Annotated in this window: 5 protein-coding genes and 2 pseudogenes; 6 read left to right on the top strand and 1 reads right to left on the bottom strand. The window is 60.3% G+C overall.

Going from position 1 to position 15,472, the window contains the following annotated elements; genetic code table 11:
- The first annotated feature begins 191 nt into the window (after positions 1-191).
- The 3 genes from OZX73_RS06530 (at position 192) to OZX73_RS06520 (ending at position 6,186) form a co-directional block, all read left to right on the top strand.
- On the top strand, positions 192-1,082 hold the full coding sequence (locus OZX73_RS06530) for a dioxygenase (protein WP_277148689.1): 891 nt from the start codon (positions 192-194) through the stop codon (positions 1,080-1,082).
- 281 nt (positions 1,083-1,363) lie between these two features.
- Positions 1,364-3,298, top strand: a complete 1,935-nt coding sequence (locus tag OZX73_RS06525; RefSeq protein ID WP_277148687.1) for a DEAD/DEAH box helicase — start codon at positions 1,364-1,366, stop codon at positions 3,296-3,298.
- A 197-nt stretch (positions 3,299-3,495) separates the two neighbouring features.
- On the top strand, positions 3,496-6,186 hold the full coding sequence (locus OZX73_RS06520; protein ID WP_277148685.1) for an excinuclease ABC subunit UvrA: 2,691 nt from the start codon (positions 3,496-3,498) through the stop codon (positions 6,184-6,186).
- Positions 6,187-6,198: 12 nt separating this feature from the next.
- Here the strand turns inward: OZX73_RS06520 and msrA are convergent.
- Positions 6,199-7,240: pseudogene (gene msrA / locus OZX73_RS06515) on the bottom strand (peptide-methionine (S)-S-oxide reductase MsrA).
- 253 nt (positions 7,241-7,493) lie between these two features.
- Here msrA and OZX73_RS06510 point away from each other — a divergent pair.
- The 3 genes and pseudogenes from OZX73_RS06510 to OZX73_RS06500 all read left to right on the top strand — a co-directional run bounded on the left by OZX73_RS06510 (position 7,494) and on the right by OZX73_RS06500 (position 15,330).
- Positions 7,494-11,696 carry a DEAD/DEAH box helicase gene (locus tag OZX73_RS06510; protein ID WP_277148683.1) on the top strand — a complete coding sequence of 1,401 codons (4,203 nt, stop codon included), beginning with the start codon at positions 7,494-7,496 and terminating at the stop codon, positions 11,694-11,696.
- Between the two features lie 251 nt (positions 11,697-11,947).
- The gene (locus OZX73_RS06505; RefSeq protein ID WP_277148681.1) at positions 11,948-13,573 is read left to right on the top strand and encodes an ABC transporter substrate-binding protein; all 1,626 of its coding nucleotides are present in this window, start codon (positions 11,948-11,950) and stop codon (positions 13,571-13,573) included.
- Between the two features lie 129 nt (positions 13,574-13,702).
- Positions 13,703-15,330: pseudogene (locus OZX73_RS06500) on the top strand (ABC transporter substrate-binding protein).
- The last annotated feature ends 142 nt before the right edge of the window (positions 15,331-15,472 follow it).

Here is a 15,472-nt window from a genome sequence, read left to right as displayed (position 1 = left end):
ATGCGGTTTTCGCGCATCCTGCCAAGAAACGGCGTTCACTTGGGAACAAATGGCTGCGATGATATGTTGGGTCTGTTGATGTGCTCGTTTCAACCTGTGTGTTGTGACGTCATACGATTATGCTGTCTTAGACATGACGGCCACGACTGGCGGATTGAGAAGTACTGGAAACCCGTGAAGGGAGCGGCACGATGGAACAGGAAATGACCAATTTCCAGGTGAACCTGCCAGAGGCTTTGCCTATCGAGAACCCGCTGAGCTCGGCTGACGCCCGGGTGCCGGCGGAGATCGAGCAATCCTCGGGACTGTTGCTGCAGGGCAGGCGCCTGCGTTCCTTCGCCTACACCACCGACGCTGCTGTAATACATAATACCAACGCCGACGCGATTCTCGCCGTCTACCCGTTCACCGGCCAGCCGGTCATCAACCAGGCCGTGCTTTCCGTGGCGCAGGCCCCGGTTTTCGTCGGTGTCGGGGGAGGCACCACCACTGGAACTCGCGTGCTCGAACTAGCCGTTTTCGCCGAAATGCAGGGCGTCGCCGGCGTTGTCTTGAACGCGCCCAGCGAAGTCGAGATCGTGCGCGAGGTCGCCATGACCGTGCACGTTCCCGTGATGGCCACTGTCGTGCAGTGGGACGATATGGTGCAGCGCAAGATCGAGGCGGGCGCGAAGATCATCAATGTCGCGGCCGGCAAGAACACCGCCGAAGTGGTCGCCCGCATCAAGGACCGTTACCCGGAGATTCCGGTGGTCGCCAGTTCCGGCGGTTCCGCGCAATCCATCCGTGAGACTATCGAAGCCGGCGCCAACGCGCTTTCATGGACGCCGCCGAGCGCCGCCCAGCTGCAGAAGCAGATGATGGACCGTTATCGTCGTGGCGAGACCGGACATGCCGATGGTGCCCAGAACACCTCCACTGCGCCGGTTCCCAATGTCAACCCGAACGGCACCGCCAAGAGCTTCTATACCTCGACGGCCAGCATGGGGCATCCTTACACCGATGTGCCGCCGGCCAAGCAGCCCAGCCCGCGCCACAAGAAGCAGACCCCGCCCAGCGAGGCCATCGTGGAATCGAACTGAACCTACGGTGGGTTGACGTCACGTTGAACGGTGTTCATTTGCTGCAGCTGGGAAGTCATTTCGCGGTTTGTTGTGCCTCTGTGGGCTTTTTCATTGATCTGCCCGCAATCGTTGTGGGGCGGGTCTGATATAGTGAATTGTCCATTACGAAGCCGGGTCCATATATGAGAGACAAGTCGGCTTCAATCTTTTGAAAGGCTATTGTGCCGAAGCGTCGTACTCATAAAAATAATTCAGACAACTCTGCCAATTTCAAGGGCGGAGAATATGCAGGCTCGGAAATGAATAATCCTGATTCTTATAACTCAAACAAATCCAAATCGAAACAGGCCGAAGAAGCGGCCGAAAGCGCGGCGGCGTACGCCAAGAGCGGCGACCAGCCCGAGCGCACCTTCGCCGAACTCGGCGTGCCCGGTCCGCTGGTAAGCGTCTTGGCCCGCGATGGCAAAACCGTAGCCTTCCCGATCCAGGCCGACACCCTTGACGATTCGCTGGCCGGACGCGACGTCCTCGGCCGTGGCGAGACCGGCAGCGGCAAGACCTTGGCATTCGCCATCCCGCTGGTCGCCCGTCTTGGCGAGCAGGGCGAAGGCGAGGGCGCGATGCGCGACTTCGAACGCATGGAGCGCGGCGACCGCAAGGCGCAGAAGCGCGCGATGCTGCCTCATCCCCACGGGATGATCCTGGCCCCCACTCGCGAACTGGTCAACCAGATCAACGACGTCGTGGCCCCGCTCGCCGCCGCCTACGACATGCAGACCGCCACCATTTACGGCGGGGTGAAGTACAGCCGCCAGATCTCCGAACTCAAGGCCGGTGCCGAAATCATCGTCGCCTGCCCGGGCCGTCTCGAGGACCTGCTGCGTCAAGGCGCGCTTTCCATCGAGAACGTCGAGATCGCGGTGCTCGACGAAGCCGATGAAATGGCCGATATGGGCTTCCTGCCCTCCGTACAGCGCCTGCTTGAGCAGGTCGATCCGACCGGCCAGCGCATGCTCTTTTCCGCGACGCTCGACCACGGCGTCGACAAGGTCGTCAACCAGTTCCTGCACGACCCGAAGATCCACGAGATCGCGCCCGCCGACGCGCAGGTCGACACCATGACCCATCACGTCTTCGAGGTCTCGCAAGGCAACAAATACGAGGTCATCCGCGAGCTCGCAAGCGGCAAGGGCAAGCGCATCCTCTTCACCCGCACCAAGTACCAGGCCAAGAAAATGGCCGACAAGCTGGTCAAGGAGGGCATTCCCGCCGTCGATCTGCAGGGCAACCTTTCGCAGAACCAGCGCGACCGGCACCTCGAGGCCTTCACTTCCGGCGATGTCAACGTGTTGGTGGCCACCGATGTGGCCGCGCGCGGCATCGACGTCAGCGATGTGGCGATGGTCGTGCAGACCGAACCGCCGGAGGACCCCAAGTCGTTCCTGCACCGTTCCGGCCGCACCGCGCGCGCCGGTGAATCCGGCGACGTGGTGACGCTCGTGCTGCCGCAGCAGCGTCGCGACGCGCGTCAGATGCTGCATCGCGCAGGCATCAAGGCCAAGAGCCAGCAGGTCGTCCCTGGTGCTCCCGAACTTGAGGAACTGGTGGGGGAGCACGCCCCGCTGGTCGAAGGCTGGACGTTGACGGTGCCTGTGGTCAACCGCAGGGCCGGTCGGAGCGGACGCGGCGGGCGCAACGAGGGCCGTGGTGGACGTGGCGGCTATGGCCGCAAGGATCGTGGCGGACGCCGTGACCGCAACAATCGGCATGGCGATTCCGGCCGTTCGTTCGGCAAGCGTGGCCATGACGATTCCGACGAGAGCTTTAACAAACGTGGCGGTCGTAATGGCGACTTCAATGATTCGCGTTCTCGCAGTGGCCGTGGTGGCCGTGATGACAGTTTCAATGATTCGCGCCCGCGCGGTGGACGGCGTGACGGACACAAGAACCGCAACCCGCGTTACGATGATGGCCAGGGGCCGATTGACGGCCGTACCTCGCGTGGGCGTCGTGACGACCGTCGCTCGCGTGAATTCTATGACGATGATTATCGCAAGGGCAGCGGCAAACGGCATCATTCCGATTACGACGACCGTGGTAATCGTGGCGGCAAAGGCAAAGGCCGTTATGATGACAGGCGTTCCGGCGGCCGCAACCAGCGTTCGCGCAAGGCCGACGGCTTCCACCGTTCGCGTGGCAAGCGCAATTCGACCCCATTCCGTCGTGGACGGTGAAGCATGTGAGGCGCGGTTTTGAAGCCGTTGTCCATTAAGCTCACAATCTGAATGCCATTTAAGGTGTCGTGGATTTTCACGGCACCTTTTTCTGTTCTATAGGCTTCGTATTGTGGCTGATTGCGAAACAGGGAGGGAGCAGTGAATAAAGTTGGCATGGGAATGATGGTGGCAATGAGATGCTTGCGAGGAACGCGATGAACGATAAATGTAATACAAATAACCCTGACGCAGGTAAAGCCAAGGGTTCTGCGGTTCCGCAGGCCATCGAGGTGCGTGGCGCACGCGTCCATAATCTGCAGGATATCGACGTTTCCATCCCGTTGAACGAGCTCGTCGGCATCGCCGGGGTCTCCGGTTCCGGCAAATCGTCGCTGGCGCTTGGCGTGCTGTATGCGGAAGGCTCGCGCCGTTATCTTGACGCGCTTTCCACCTATACCCGTCGTCGCATGACGCAGGCCGAGAAGCCGCAGGTCGATTCGGTGCGGTTCATTCCGCCGGCTTTGGCCTTGCGCCAACGGCCTGGTGTCGGCGGCATGCGTTCGACCTTTGGCACTTCCACCGAGACGCTGAATGTTCTGAGGCTGATGTTCTCGCGCTTGGCCTCGCATCGTTGCCCGAACGGGCATTACCAGAAGCCGACGCTTGATGTCGCCGCCGAGATTCCCATCCATTGTGCGGTTTGCGGGGCGCTTGTCGAGCCTCCCAGCGCCGAGCAGATGGCGTTCAATTCCACCGGCGCCTGCCCGACCTGCCAGGGAACCGGAACCATCCATGAGGTCAATGACGCCGCCTTGGTCCCCGATGAGAACCTCACCATCGACGAGGGTGCCGTCGTGCCATGGCGCACCTTCGGCTTCAACGTCCAGCCGGATATCGTCCGCGAGTTTGGCGTGCGCACCGATGTCCCGTTCAAGGAACTCACTGACAAGGAACGCGACATCGTCTTCAACGGGCCGGAGGAAAAGAAACCCATCACGCTCACCTCCGTCAAAGGCGTCCATCATCTCGGTTTCACGTTCCGCAACGCGAGGCTGACGGTGACCAAGGAGCTTGACCGCGCCAACGACGAGAAACGGTTGGCGAAGGTCTCGAAGTTCTTGGTCAAGCGTACCTGTCCGGATTGCGGTGGGTCTCGTCTCAACGAGGCGGCGCGTGCGCCGAAAATCGGCAAATACAATCTGGCCGAGGTCACGGCCTGGCCGTTGCGCAAGGTGCTTTCCTGGGCGAAGACCGTGCCGGATTCGTTGCCGCGGGATATGCGGCAGATGGCGGAAAGCCTGGTCGGCACCTTGCAGGACATGGGCCGCAGGCTCATCCAGCTGGGTTTGGGCTATCTGACGCTCGACCGCGCCAGCTCGACGCTTTCCACCGGCGAACGGCAGCGCGCTCAGCTTTCGCGTGCCGTGCGCAACGAGACCACGGGCGTGCTCTACGTGCTTGACGAGCCTTCCACCGGCCTGCATCCGGCCAATATCGAGGGTCTCATCGGCGTGATGCGGGACTTGCTGGCTTCCGGCAATTCCGTGGTGTTCGTCGACCATGACGTCCATGTGCTCAACGCCGCCGACTACTTCATCGAAATGGGTCCGGGTGCCGGCAGCCGTGGCGGACGTATCCTTGCAGAGGGTTCGCCTGCCGAGATACTGCGCAATCCGAAGTCACGCATCGCCGGTTTCCTCGACGGCTCCCAACCCGTTCTCGTCCGCAAGCGCCTTGCGTTGCCGCCGGTTTCCGAAACTGCGTGGATTGGTATGAAAACCGACGCCATTCATACCGTTCATCCGTTGCAAGTGGCCATTCCGCGCGGACGGATGACAGCCGTCACCGGCGTCTCCGGTTCCGGCAAGACCACGATGGTCCTTGAATCGCTGATTCCCGCATTACAGGCGCAGGAGGACCATGTCCCGTTGCCATCCCATGTCCGTTCGCTCAATGCCGCTGGCATCACCCGTGTTCGCCTGGTCGATTCCACGCCCATCGGCATCAATGTGCGCTCGACGGTCGCCACCTACACCGGCATCATGGACATGCTGCGCAAGGCGTTCGCCTCAACCGCTGCGGCCAAGAAGCGCAAGCTCAAGGTTTCCGTGTTCTCCTACAACACTGGATCCCTGCGTTGCCCGCAATGCGACGGCACCGGCCAGATCAGCCTCGACATCCAGTTCCTGCCCGATGTCACCATCACCTGCCCGACCTGCGAGGGACGTCGGTATCGTAACGAGGTCAACGATATACGGCTGGCGACACCGACGCATCCGAACGGCCTGACGCTTCCCGAAGTACTGGATCTGGAAGTGGATGATGCCCTTGATGTCTTCGCGCTTGATGATGATTTTGGTTCGGCTTCCGGTTCGGTGAATAACGGTTCGGTGAATCAAAAACATAATACATCAGCTGATTTCGCGAAACTCGATGGATTGTCACCCGAGACCGCGGTTTCCGGCGATATGATCACCTCCGCCCTGCTCAGACGCATCCACAAGGCGCTCGAAACGCTTCACGACTTGGGTCTTGGCTACCTCACGCTGGGGGAGGACACCCCGAACCTCTCCGGCGGTGAGGCGCAGCGCCTCAAGCTTTCCAACGAGCTTGGCAAGCGTCAGGGCACGTCGCTGTTCGTCCTCGACGAGCCGACGACCGGCCTGCACCCGCTGGACGTCCGCACGCTGATCGATGTGCTGCAACGTCTGATCAAAGGCGGTGCCACGGTGGTCTTCATCGAGCATGACCTCGACATGATCGCCAACGCCGATTACGTCATCGACATGGGCCCCGGCGGTGGCGAGGAAGGCGGCACCATTGTCGCCACTGGAACCCCAGACGAAATTGCCGACAATTCCGCCAGTATCACCGGCCATTACCTGGCCAAGCACTTGGCTGGCTGATTCAGTCCCGATTCACTGCGCGCTGTCAAGCAGCTTCAGGTACTTGCCGTACCCCTGCGCCTCCATCTGGTCGCGCGGCACGAAGCGCAGCGAGGCGGAGTTCATGCAGTAGCGCAAGCCCCCGCGATCCCGCGGCCCGTCGTCGAAGACATGGCCCAGATGGATCTGTGAGTCGGCGGTGCGGATCTCGATGCGTGGCCGTCCCGGCAGCTTGGTGTCGCGGTGCTCGGTCAAAGCCGAGTTGTCGATCGGCTTGGAGAACGGCCGGCCAGCCGCACCTCGCGTCGAACTTGTCGGTGGAAAGGAACAGCGGCTCGCCGCTGACGACGTCCACGTAGATGCCCGGCTCGAAATTCTGGTCATACTTGTTGGCGAACGGCCGTTCGGTGGCGGCTTCCTGCGTCACCGCGTACTGCTCCGGGTCGAGGTCCCAGACGCGTTCGATATAGCGTTGCCGTTTGCCGACGTTCAGAAGTTTGGCTACCGGGATATGGCAATAGCCGCCAGGGTTCTTGTCAAGATAATCCTGATGGTAGGCCTCGGCGGGGTAGAAGTTGCGCAATGGCTCGACGATCACCGCGGATTCGCGTCCCTCGCGCGTGGCGAGCTGTCGCAGCGCCTTGTCATACACGGCTTTCTGCACTTCGTCGAGATAGAACATCGCGGTGCGGTACTGCCGCCCCTTGTCGTTGCCTTGCTGGTCCACGGAGAACGGGTCAATGACGTCCAAAAACAGCAGCGTCAGCGTCCGCAACGTCACGCGGACCGGGTCGTAGTTGACGCGCACGGTCTCCGCCGCATCCGTTTGCCCGGAGCACACCTCTTCATACGATGGGTTCTCCTTGCGTGACTGCGCATAGCCGACCTGCGTGTCGGTCACGCCGTCGACGCCTTGGAAGTACCGTTCGACACCCCAGAAGCAACCGCCCGCGAAATAGGCTGTCTGGGTGTCAGTGTGGCCTCCATTTCCGTTTGCCGTCGCTTCGCCATTGCCGTTTGAACCGGTTTCGGAAGCGTTGTTCGTCTTGCCTGCGATATCGGCTGTGCTCGTCATGTCTCCTCCATATCCATTTCCTGTTGTTCCTGATTATCCATGTATTGCTGATAGTGTCCCACAAAACCGCGCGAAAGTGCAGAAAACGTTCGGCTTAGGCTTAAATACTGCGTCTGCCGGCATGTTCTTGCGTTTGTTTTAGAGGAAACAGCATTTCACCAAATTCTTCAAATGGGGTAGGATAGAAGTTTGCGGTCTTTGGTATCAAAGCATATCGAGACCAGCGCAAACGCAGCGAAAAGGGGAACGCGATTTGGATTGGCATGCGTCGGTGTATGGGTCGAGGACGGGAAGCTCAGGCGGATTTGGCCTCGGGGCGGGTTCCGATGACGATACGTTCGGCGGTGCCATCGACCCTGACGGCGGCGTGACCTTCGGCGCCAACGAGCCGGCCGTTCCCGAAAAGGTCCTGCGCCAGCGCGGAGGCAAGGCCTTCTACCGCGCCTACGAGGTCATTTCCAGCGGACGCATGCATGACCTGACCTGCACCCCGGGTGAGAACGGCACGGTGCTCGCGGCATCGGTGGAGCCGGCCGACGAATTCGCGGACGATTACGCCGTCCGCGCGACCATCGATGAGAACCATGGCGAAATCCTCAGTTCTGACTGCACTTGCCCGGCGTTCGGTCGTTTCGGCTCGATCTGCAAGCATGTCATCGCGCTCATCATGCAATACAATGACTCGCCGCAGAAATTCGAGGAGCTGGGCAATGGCGTTGGTGCTTCCGGTTCGCGTAGTGGTGCGGGCATGGGCGCTCGCCAACGTAAGGTCATCCGCCGCACCTCGCGGGCCCTGCGCTCGTTCATGCAGCAGGAGGATTCGGTGCTTGAGGCCCAGGCCAAGAATCGCCAGCTTGATTTGTTGAAGGAGGTCAGCAGCCGCGCTTCCGGCGACATCGGCAGCGATGTGGCGCTGAGCCGCCACATGCCCATCGGTTCCGTCGTTCTCCGCCCGATGCTGGAGCATTCCGGACGCGACTGGTACCTGCGCCTGCATATCGCCGTGCCTTCCAAAGGCATCTCCTATGTCATCAAGGATGTGCGCGCCTTGGTGGAGGCGGTGCAGCGCCGCGAGTTCGTCACCTACGGCAAGAAGCTCGCGTTCGTGCATTCCCGCGATTCGTTCGACGAGCGCTCGCGTTCGATCCTGGCCATCCTCGGCCGCGCCATCGAGATTCGCAAAAGTGTTTCCGGCGACTACGAGTTCTACCAGAGCAAGGCGGAAGCCCAGGAAATGCGGCTTTCCGATGATGAGACCGCGGAGCTGCTCGATCTGTTCGTTGACGCGGACGCGACGCTGGACTTGGTGCCCGCTCATGGCTGGCATACCTCCTCCATACCCGTCGAGGTCCGTGAAGGTGATCCCGATTTGGGGCTTGCCGTCCAGCCAGTTGATGCCGATGGCCGAGTGACCCCGGAATCCGGGCAGCAGGGGAGTGCCGGCCAAGGTGGCGAGAAAGACGCGAATGGCTTGTCGGCCGGCGGCTATGTGATTCGTCACCGCCTGATCGTCGACAATTTCATCGCGGGCCGCGGCTCGTCATACGTCGTCGTCCATCAGGCATTGATATCCAAGGACGCCGTCGATGGTGCGGGTTCCGACGATTCTGGTTTGTCGGATGACATCGGTCTGTCCGATGACATCGTCGCGATGGCGCACGCCTTGCATGGCCAAGACGACATCGTTCCCGAGATTTACCGCTGCTCCAAGTCGTTTGTGAACAATCGGAACCTGCTTTCGGTGCTGTGCGGCGCGGACGAGCGCGGCGACCTCTACTTAAGCGGCGAGGACATCGAGGAGTTCTCGCGCACGGTGCTGCCGGCACTCGACCCAGTCGCCGCGGGAAAAAGTGACACCTCGCACCGTGGCATCGCCGTCAAGCTGCCGCCTGAACTGGTCAGGATGCGCCGCGTGCCCTGCCATATCGAAACGTATCTCGACCGCGACAAGAACGGCATCACCTGCGACGTGCAGGCCCGTTACGGCGATGAGCGGTTCCATGTCTTCTCCGGTATCGGCCCGAACGAACCGGTCGCCAGAGACAAGGAAACCGAACGCCTGGCCGTGGAGGCCGTGCGGCAGTATTTCCCGATGCCGAACGGCCCGATAGCGCGTATCCCCGAGGACAACGACAAGGCCATCTACAAGCTGTTGAACGAGGGTTTGCCGGTTCTGCGAGGCCTTGGCGAGGTGTTCTCCACTCCGAGTTTCGACGGGCTCACCTCCTCGCCGCATCCGGTTTTCAAGATTGGTTTGTCGATCAAGTCCGGGTTGGTCGAGATCTCGCCAATCGCCGACGAGATCGATCCGTCCGAAGTGCCGGCGCTCTTGAACAGCTACCGCAAACGTCACAAGTTCCACCGCCTGCGCAACGGTGCCTTCGTCAACATGGCCGACGTCGACACCAGCAAGCTTGACGAGGTCAGCAACGATCTGGGCCTGAAGCCGGTCGATCTTGATTCCGGAGCCGTTTCCGTTCCGGCTTACGAGGCCTATTATCTTGACAACGAGGCGGAAGACCAAGACAAAAGCGACGAATTCCGCAGTTATCTGAACGACTTGCGCGTCATCGACCCGAAGATCTACAAGGTGCCGGAGTCGCTGGCGCATGTGCTGCGCCCGTATCAGGTCGAGGGATTCCGCTGGCTCAACGCCGTGGCCGACAAAGGCTTCGGCGGCATACTGGCCGACGAGATGGGCCTGGGCAAAACTGTGCAGATGCTCTCATATCTTCTTGCGCGTCGTGATGAACAGCGCAAAATCGGCCCCAATCTCATAGTCTGCCCGGCTTCGTTGGTTTATAACTGGGCCGCGGAATGCGACAAGTTTGCTCCCGAACTCAACGTGCAGGTGCTGGCCGGTTCCAAGGCCGAACGCCGTGCGACGCTCAAGAACACGAAAGTTTGGTACGAAGCCGGGAAGAAAGCGATTGGCTATAGTAAGTCTGATCATTCTACTTCAAATACCGATAATACAGAGCTTCTGACTGTTAATCAGAATGTCTCGGGACCGCAACAGGTAGGTCTCGATTTTTCGGTGGATGATGCCGGTCTTCCGAATCGCAATCAGAAGCTCGACGGTTCCGACGACGACGGTTGGCAGAGCGCTGACAGCCTACAATCGATAGATGACGATACGGCACCATGGGTCGCGCCAGACGTCCTGATTACCTCCTACGACCTCTTGCGCCGCGATATTGAGGATTACGATGGCCTTGAATGTTATTGTATGACACTTGACGAAGCGCAATACATCAAGAACCACGCTACCAAGTCCGCTCATGCCGTGCGTTCTGTCAGTGCGCGCCACCGTTTCGCCCTGACCGGTACGCCGATCGAAAACCGGCTTTCCGAGCTGTGGAGCATCTTCGATTTCCTCATGCCAGGCATGCTCGGGGCCTACAAGCATTTCCGTGACCGCTTCGAGATGCCGATCCTCTCTGGTGACGAGAACGCGCAGGCCAAATTGCAGGCATTCGTCGGGCCGTTTATCCTACGTCGCTTGAAGTCGCAGGTCTTGAAAGACCTCCCCGACAAGATCGAGAACGTCATCACCGTCCAGTTGCAAGGGGAACAGCGCAGGCTGTACGCCGCGCTCGAGCAGCAGCTGCGCGCCACGCTCAACAAACAGCGCGACATCGAATACAAGACCGGCAAGATCCAGATCTTGGCCCAGCTCACCCGTCTGCGCCAGGCCTGCTGTGACCCGCGATTGCTCTTCAGCAATGTCGGCAGCAACGTCGTCAAGAAGGACGCGCACGTCTGGGGTGCCCCGAGCCGTGAAGTCGAACGCGCCGACGACGAACCGATCGACGAGCTCAGCGAGACCGCCGATGCGTCAGCGAACGCGATTGTTGGTAACGGCGATTTGTCGGGTGACAACGCTTCGGAAACGTCGAAGTCCGGCAATCCAACCAAGCCTCGCAAGGTCAGTTCCGCCAAGCTCGACGCCATCGAGGAGCTGGTCTCCAGCTGCCAGGATGCCGGTCGTAAGATGTTGATTTTCTCCCAATTCACCAGCTTCCTCAATCTGATCGCCGAGCGTTTGCGCAAGAACGGTGTCGCCTACAACGTCATCACCGGCACCACCCCCAAGCGCAAGCGTCTCGAGCTGGTCGACCAATTCAACTCCGACGACACCCCGGTTTTCCTGATCTCGCTGAAGGCCGGCAACACGGGCCTCAACCTTACGGGCGCTTGCGTGGTGGTGCACGCCGACCCGTGGTGGAACGCCGCCGCGCAGGAGCAGGCCACCGACCGCGCCCACCGCATCGGCCAGACCCAGGACGTCAACGTCTACCAGATCGTCGCCAAGGACACCATCGAGGAACGCATCCTCAAGATGCAGCAATCCAAGAGCGACCTGGCCCACCGCTTCGTGGACAACGCCGGCACCGGCACCTCCGCCGGCATCTCGAACCTTACGAAGGACGACCTGCTGCAATTGTTGGGCTGAATGTGTTAAACGCTACGAATGTGTTGAATTTATAGATAGTTACAAGATTTGCGTATAGGTCCGTAAGCCGGTCGGCATGTTCCGACTCATATAATGTGAACAGTCCGATATCGAATCCCGTGGTTTCGGGTTTTCGATGAATGGGAATGCGCCGGTATCTCCCGGCTGCGTCGTTGTCCGGCGAGACCTTGTCATGACGGGTATCGTCCGGTAACTCCGGCGGATGGATGCATAAGAGAAGGGCTCTGAAGATGAAATACAGGAAAGTTCTGGCGGCTTTCACGGCCATCGCCGCGTTGGCCTCGCTCGCGGCATGCGGTGGCGTGAAGAAAGACGCGGACACCGCCGGTTCGGCCATCACCGTCGGCACCACCGACAAGGTCATCAACCTCGACCCGGCCGCGGCCTACGACACCGGATCCTACAACGTGCACATCCAGATCTATCCCTTCCTGTTCGCGCCGAACTACAACTCCAACGAGCTTTCCCCGGACATCGCCGCGGACGACGGCACCTGGAGCGCCGACGGCACGCAGTTCACCGTCAAGATCAAGCCGGGCCTGAAATTCGCCAACGGCCATACCCTGGATTCCAAGGACGTGAAGTTCTCCATCGACCGCATCAAGAACATCAACGACCCGAACGGCCCGTCCTCGATCCTGGTCAACATCAAGTCGGTCGCCGCCCCCGATCCCACGACGGTGGTCTTCACCTCCGCTGTGCCCCACGACGTCACGCTCAAGCAATCGCTGTCGACGCCCGCCGGCCCGATCGTCGACGACCAGGTCTTCTCGGCCACCAAACCCACCCCGGCCGCCGACATCATCAAAGCGAACGCCTTCGCCGGCCCGTATCGGCTCACCCAGTACAAGCCCAACGAGATGGCCGTTTTCGAGAAGAACACGTCATACAAAGGCCTGACCCCGGCCAAAAACAAGACCGTGGAGGTCAAGTATTTCTCCGACACCTCGAATCTCAAGATGGCGGTGGAGCAAGGCAGCGTGAAGGTGGCTTCGCGCTCGCTCACCCCGACGGACATCCAGGATCTGAAGAAAAGCGGCAAAGTCAAGGTCTTCAAGGGCCCCGGCGGCGAGGAGCGTTTCATCACCTTCAACTTCATGATCCAGCCTTACGGCGAGAAGGCCCCCAACGCCGATCCGAAGAAGGCGCTCGCGGTGCGCCAGGCCGTCGCCGATTTGGTCGATCGCAAGGAAATCGCCTCGAAGGTTTTCAAAGGCACCTATACGCCGTTGTATTCCTACGTCCCCACCGGCCTGATGAGCCATACCGATACGCTGAAGTCCGCATACGGTGACGGCAAAGGCGGCCCAAGCCCCGAAAAGGCCAAGAAGACGTTGGATGAGGCCGGTGTGAAAGCCCCGGTCGACCTGAAGCTGCAATACAACGGCGACCATTACGGTTCCTCCTCCGCCGACGAGTACGCGGCCATCAAGTCGCAACTTGAGGCGGGAGGCCTCTTCAAGGTCGATCTGCAGCAGACCGAATGGACGCAGTACAACAAGGAGCGTGTGGTCACCAAGGACTCCGACGGTTCCTACCCGGCCTATCAGATGGGCTGGTACCCGAGCTATTCCGACCCCGACAACTACCTGTCCCCGTTCTTCCGCGCCGGCAATTTCGTCAACAACGGCTACAAGAACGACGCGATCAGCGCGTTGATCGCCAAGCAGGCCGGCGAGCAGGACAAAGGCAAGCGCATGGAGATGTTGAAGCAGATCCAACAAATGGAGACCCAGGACCTCTCGACGCTGCCTTTGCTGCAGGGCAACCAGATGGCCGTCACCGCGCCTGGCATCAAAGGCGTGACCTTCGACACCGCGTCCCGTTTCCGCTACGCCCCGATCACCAATTCCTGATGGCTTGATTGCCTCAGGGCATTCGCCGCACCGATGGCCCGCCATCTGTGCGGCTCTTCGCCATGCATGTCTATGATGGAAAATTGTTGTTGTCTGTGCTGTTGTAATAACAAATAAGAGAGGAATCCCATGAGATACAAGAAGATACTGGCGATGGCCGTCGCGGCCGCCGCCGTGGCGTCACTGGCCGCTTGCGGCGGCGTGAAGAAAGACTCCGACGTCGCCGGTGGCTCGACCATCGCCGTCGGCACCACCGACAAGGTCGTCAGCGTCGATCCGGCCGGTTCGTATGACAATGGCTCGTACATGGTCCAGATCCAGATTTTCCCGTTCCTGTATTCCCAGAACTACGGCACCGCCAAGCTTTCGCCGGACATCGCGGCGGACGGCGGCAAGTGGAGCGCCGACGGCTCCAAGTTCACCGTCAAGATCAAGCCGGGCCTGAAGTTCTCCAACGGCCACACGCTCGATTCCAAGGACGTGAAGTTCACCTTCGACCGCATCAAGAAGATCAACGACGAGAACGGCCCCGCCTCGCTGCTGGCCAACATCGACTCGATCTCGACCCCGGACGCCACCACGGTGGTGTTCAAGGATTCCGTGCCGAACGACGTGACGCTGAAGCAGGTGCTTTCCAGCCCCGCCGGCCCGATCGTCGACGACCAGGTCTTCTCGCCTGACAAGCTGACCCCGCAGCCACGATCGTCAAGGGCAACGCGTTCGCCGGCCCCTACAAGCTCGTGCAATACAAGGACAACGAGCTCGCCGCATTCGAGAAGAACCCGGCCTACAAGGGCCTGACCCCCGCGAAGAACGGCAACGTCCAGGTCAAGTACTTCGCCGACGCCTCCAACCTCAAGATGGCCGTGCAGCAGGGATCGGTGGACGTCGCCTCGCGTACGCTCACCCCGACCGACATCCAGGACCTGAAGAAGGGCGGCAAGGTCAAGGTCGTCAAGGGCCCCGGCGGCGAGGAGCGTTTCATCGCCTTCAACTTCAAGATCCAGCCTTACGGCGAGAAGACCCCCGACGCGAATCCGGCCAAGGCGCTCGCGGTGCGCCAGGCCGTCGCCGACCTCATCGATCGCCAGGAACTTTCCACCAAGGTCTACAAGGGCACCTACACCCCGATGTACTCCTACATTCCCAGCGGCCTCGACGGCAAGCAGGACACGTTGAAGGAGAACTACGGCGATGGCAACGGTAAGCCCGACCTCGAAAAGGCCAAGAAGACCCTCGAGACCGCGGGCGTCAAGACCCCGATCGACCTGAAGCTGCAATACAACAGCGATCACTATGGCGCTTCCTCCGCCGACGAGTACGCCGCGGTCAAGTCCCAGCTCGAGTCGGGCGGCCTCTTCAAGGTCGACCTGCAGCAGACCGAGTGGACGCAGTACAACAAGCAGCGCAATGTCACGAAGGATTCCGATGGCACCTATCCCGCCTACCAGCTCTCTTGGTACCCGGATTATTCCGATGCTGACAATTATCTGTCCCCGTTCTTCCGCGATGGCAACTTCGTCAACAACGGCTATGCCAACAAGGAGATCAACGACATGATCGTCAAGCAGGCCGGTGAGCAGGACCACGCCAAGCGCATGGCCATGCTGAAGCAGATCCAGGAGCTGGAGACCAAGGATCTCTCGACGCTGCCTCTGTTGCAGGGTGATCAGGTCGCGGTCATGGGCAGCGGTGTCAAGGGCGTCGTCCTCGACCCGTCGTTCCGTTTCCGCTATTCAAGCATCACCAAGTCCTGATTGGATGCTTCAAGGCCACACTGCTTTGGTGATGTGACCAATTGATTGAGATTGACAATCCGGTGCCTTTGGCCCGGATTGTCCGTTATGTGGCGTGTTCTCTTCCTTACGTGGTTCCGTGTGAAATGATGTTGTTGTTCGC

The organism is Bifidobacterium sp. ESL0775 (assembly GCF_029395475.1).
Classification (GTDB): Bacteria; Actinomycetota; Actinomycetes; order Actinomycetales; family Bifidobacteriaceae; genus Bifidobacterium.
Note: the sequence above shows the minus strand (reverse complement) of the source record. Positions and strands in the feature narration are given on the sequence as shown.

Coding starts and splice junctions, on each gene's coding strand:
- OZX73_RS06530 (WP_277148689.1), top strand. CDS start 192: ATGGAACAGGAAATGACCAATTTCCAGGTGAACCTGCCAGAGGCTTTG.
- OZX73_RS06525 (WP_277148687.1), top strand. CDS start 1,364: ATGAATAATCCTGATTCTTATAACTCAAACAAATCCAAATCGAAACAG.
- OZX73_RS06520 (WP_277148685.1), top strand. CDS start 3,496: ATGAACGATAAATGTAATACAAATAACCCTGACGCAGGTAAAGCCAAG.
- OZX73_RS06505 (WP_277148681.1), top strand. CDS start 11,948: ATGAAATACAGGAAAGTTCTGGCGGCTTTCACGGCCATCGCCGCGTTG.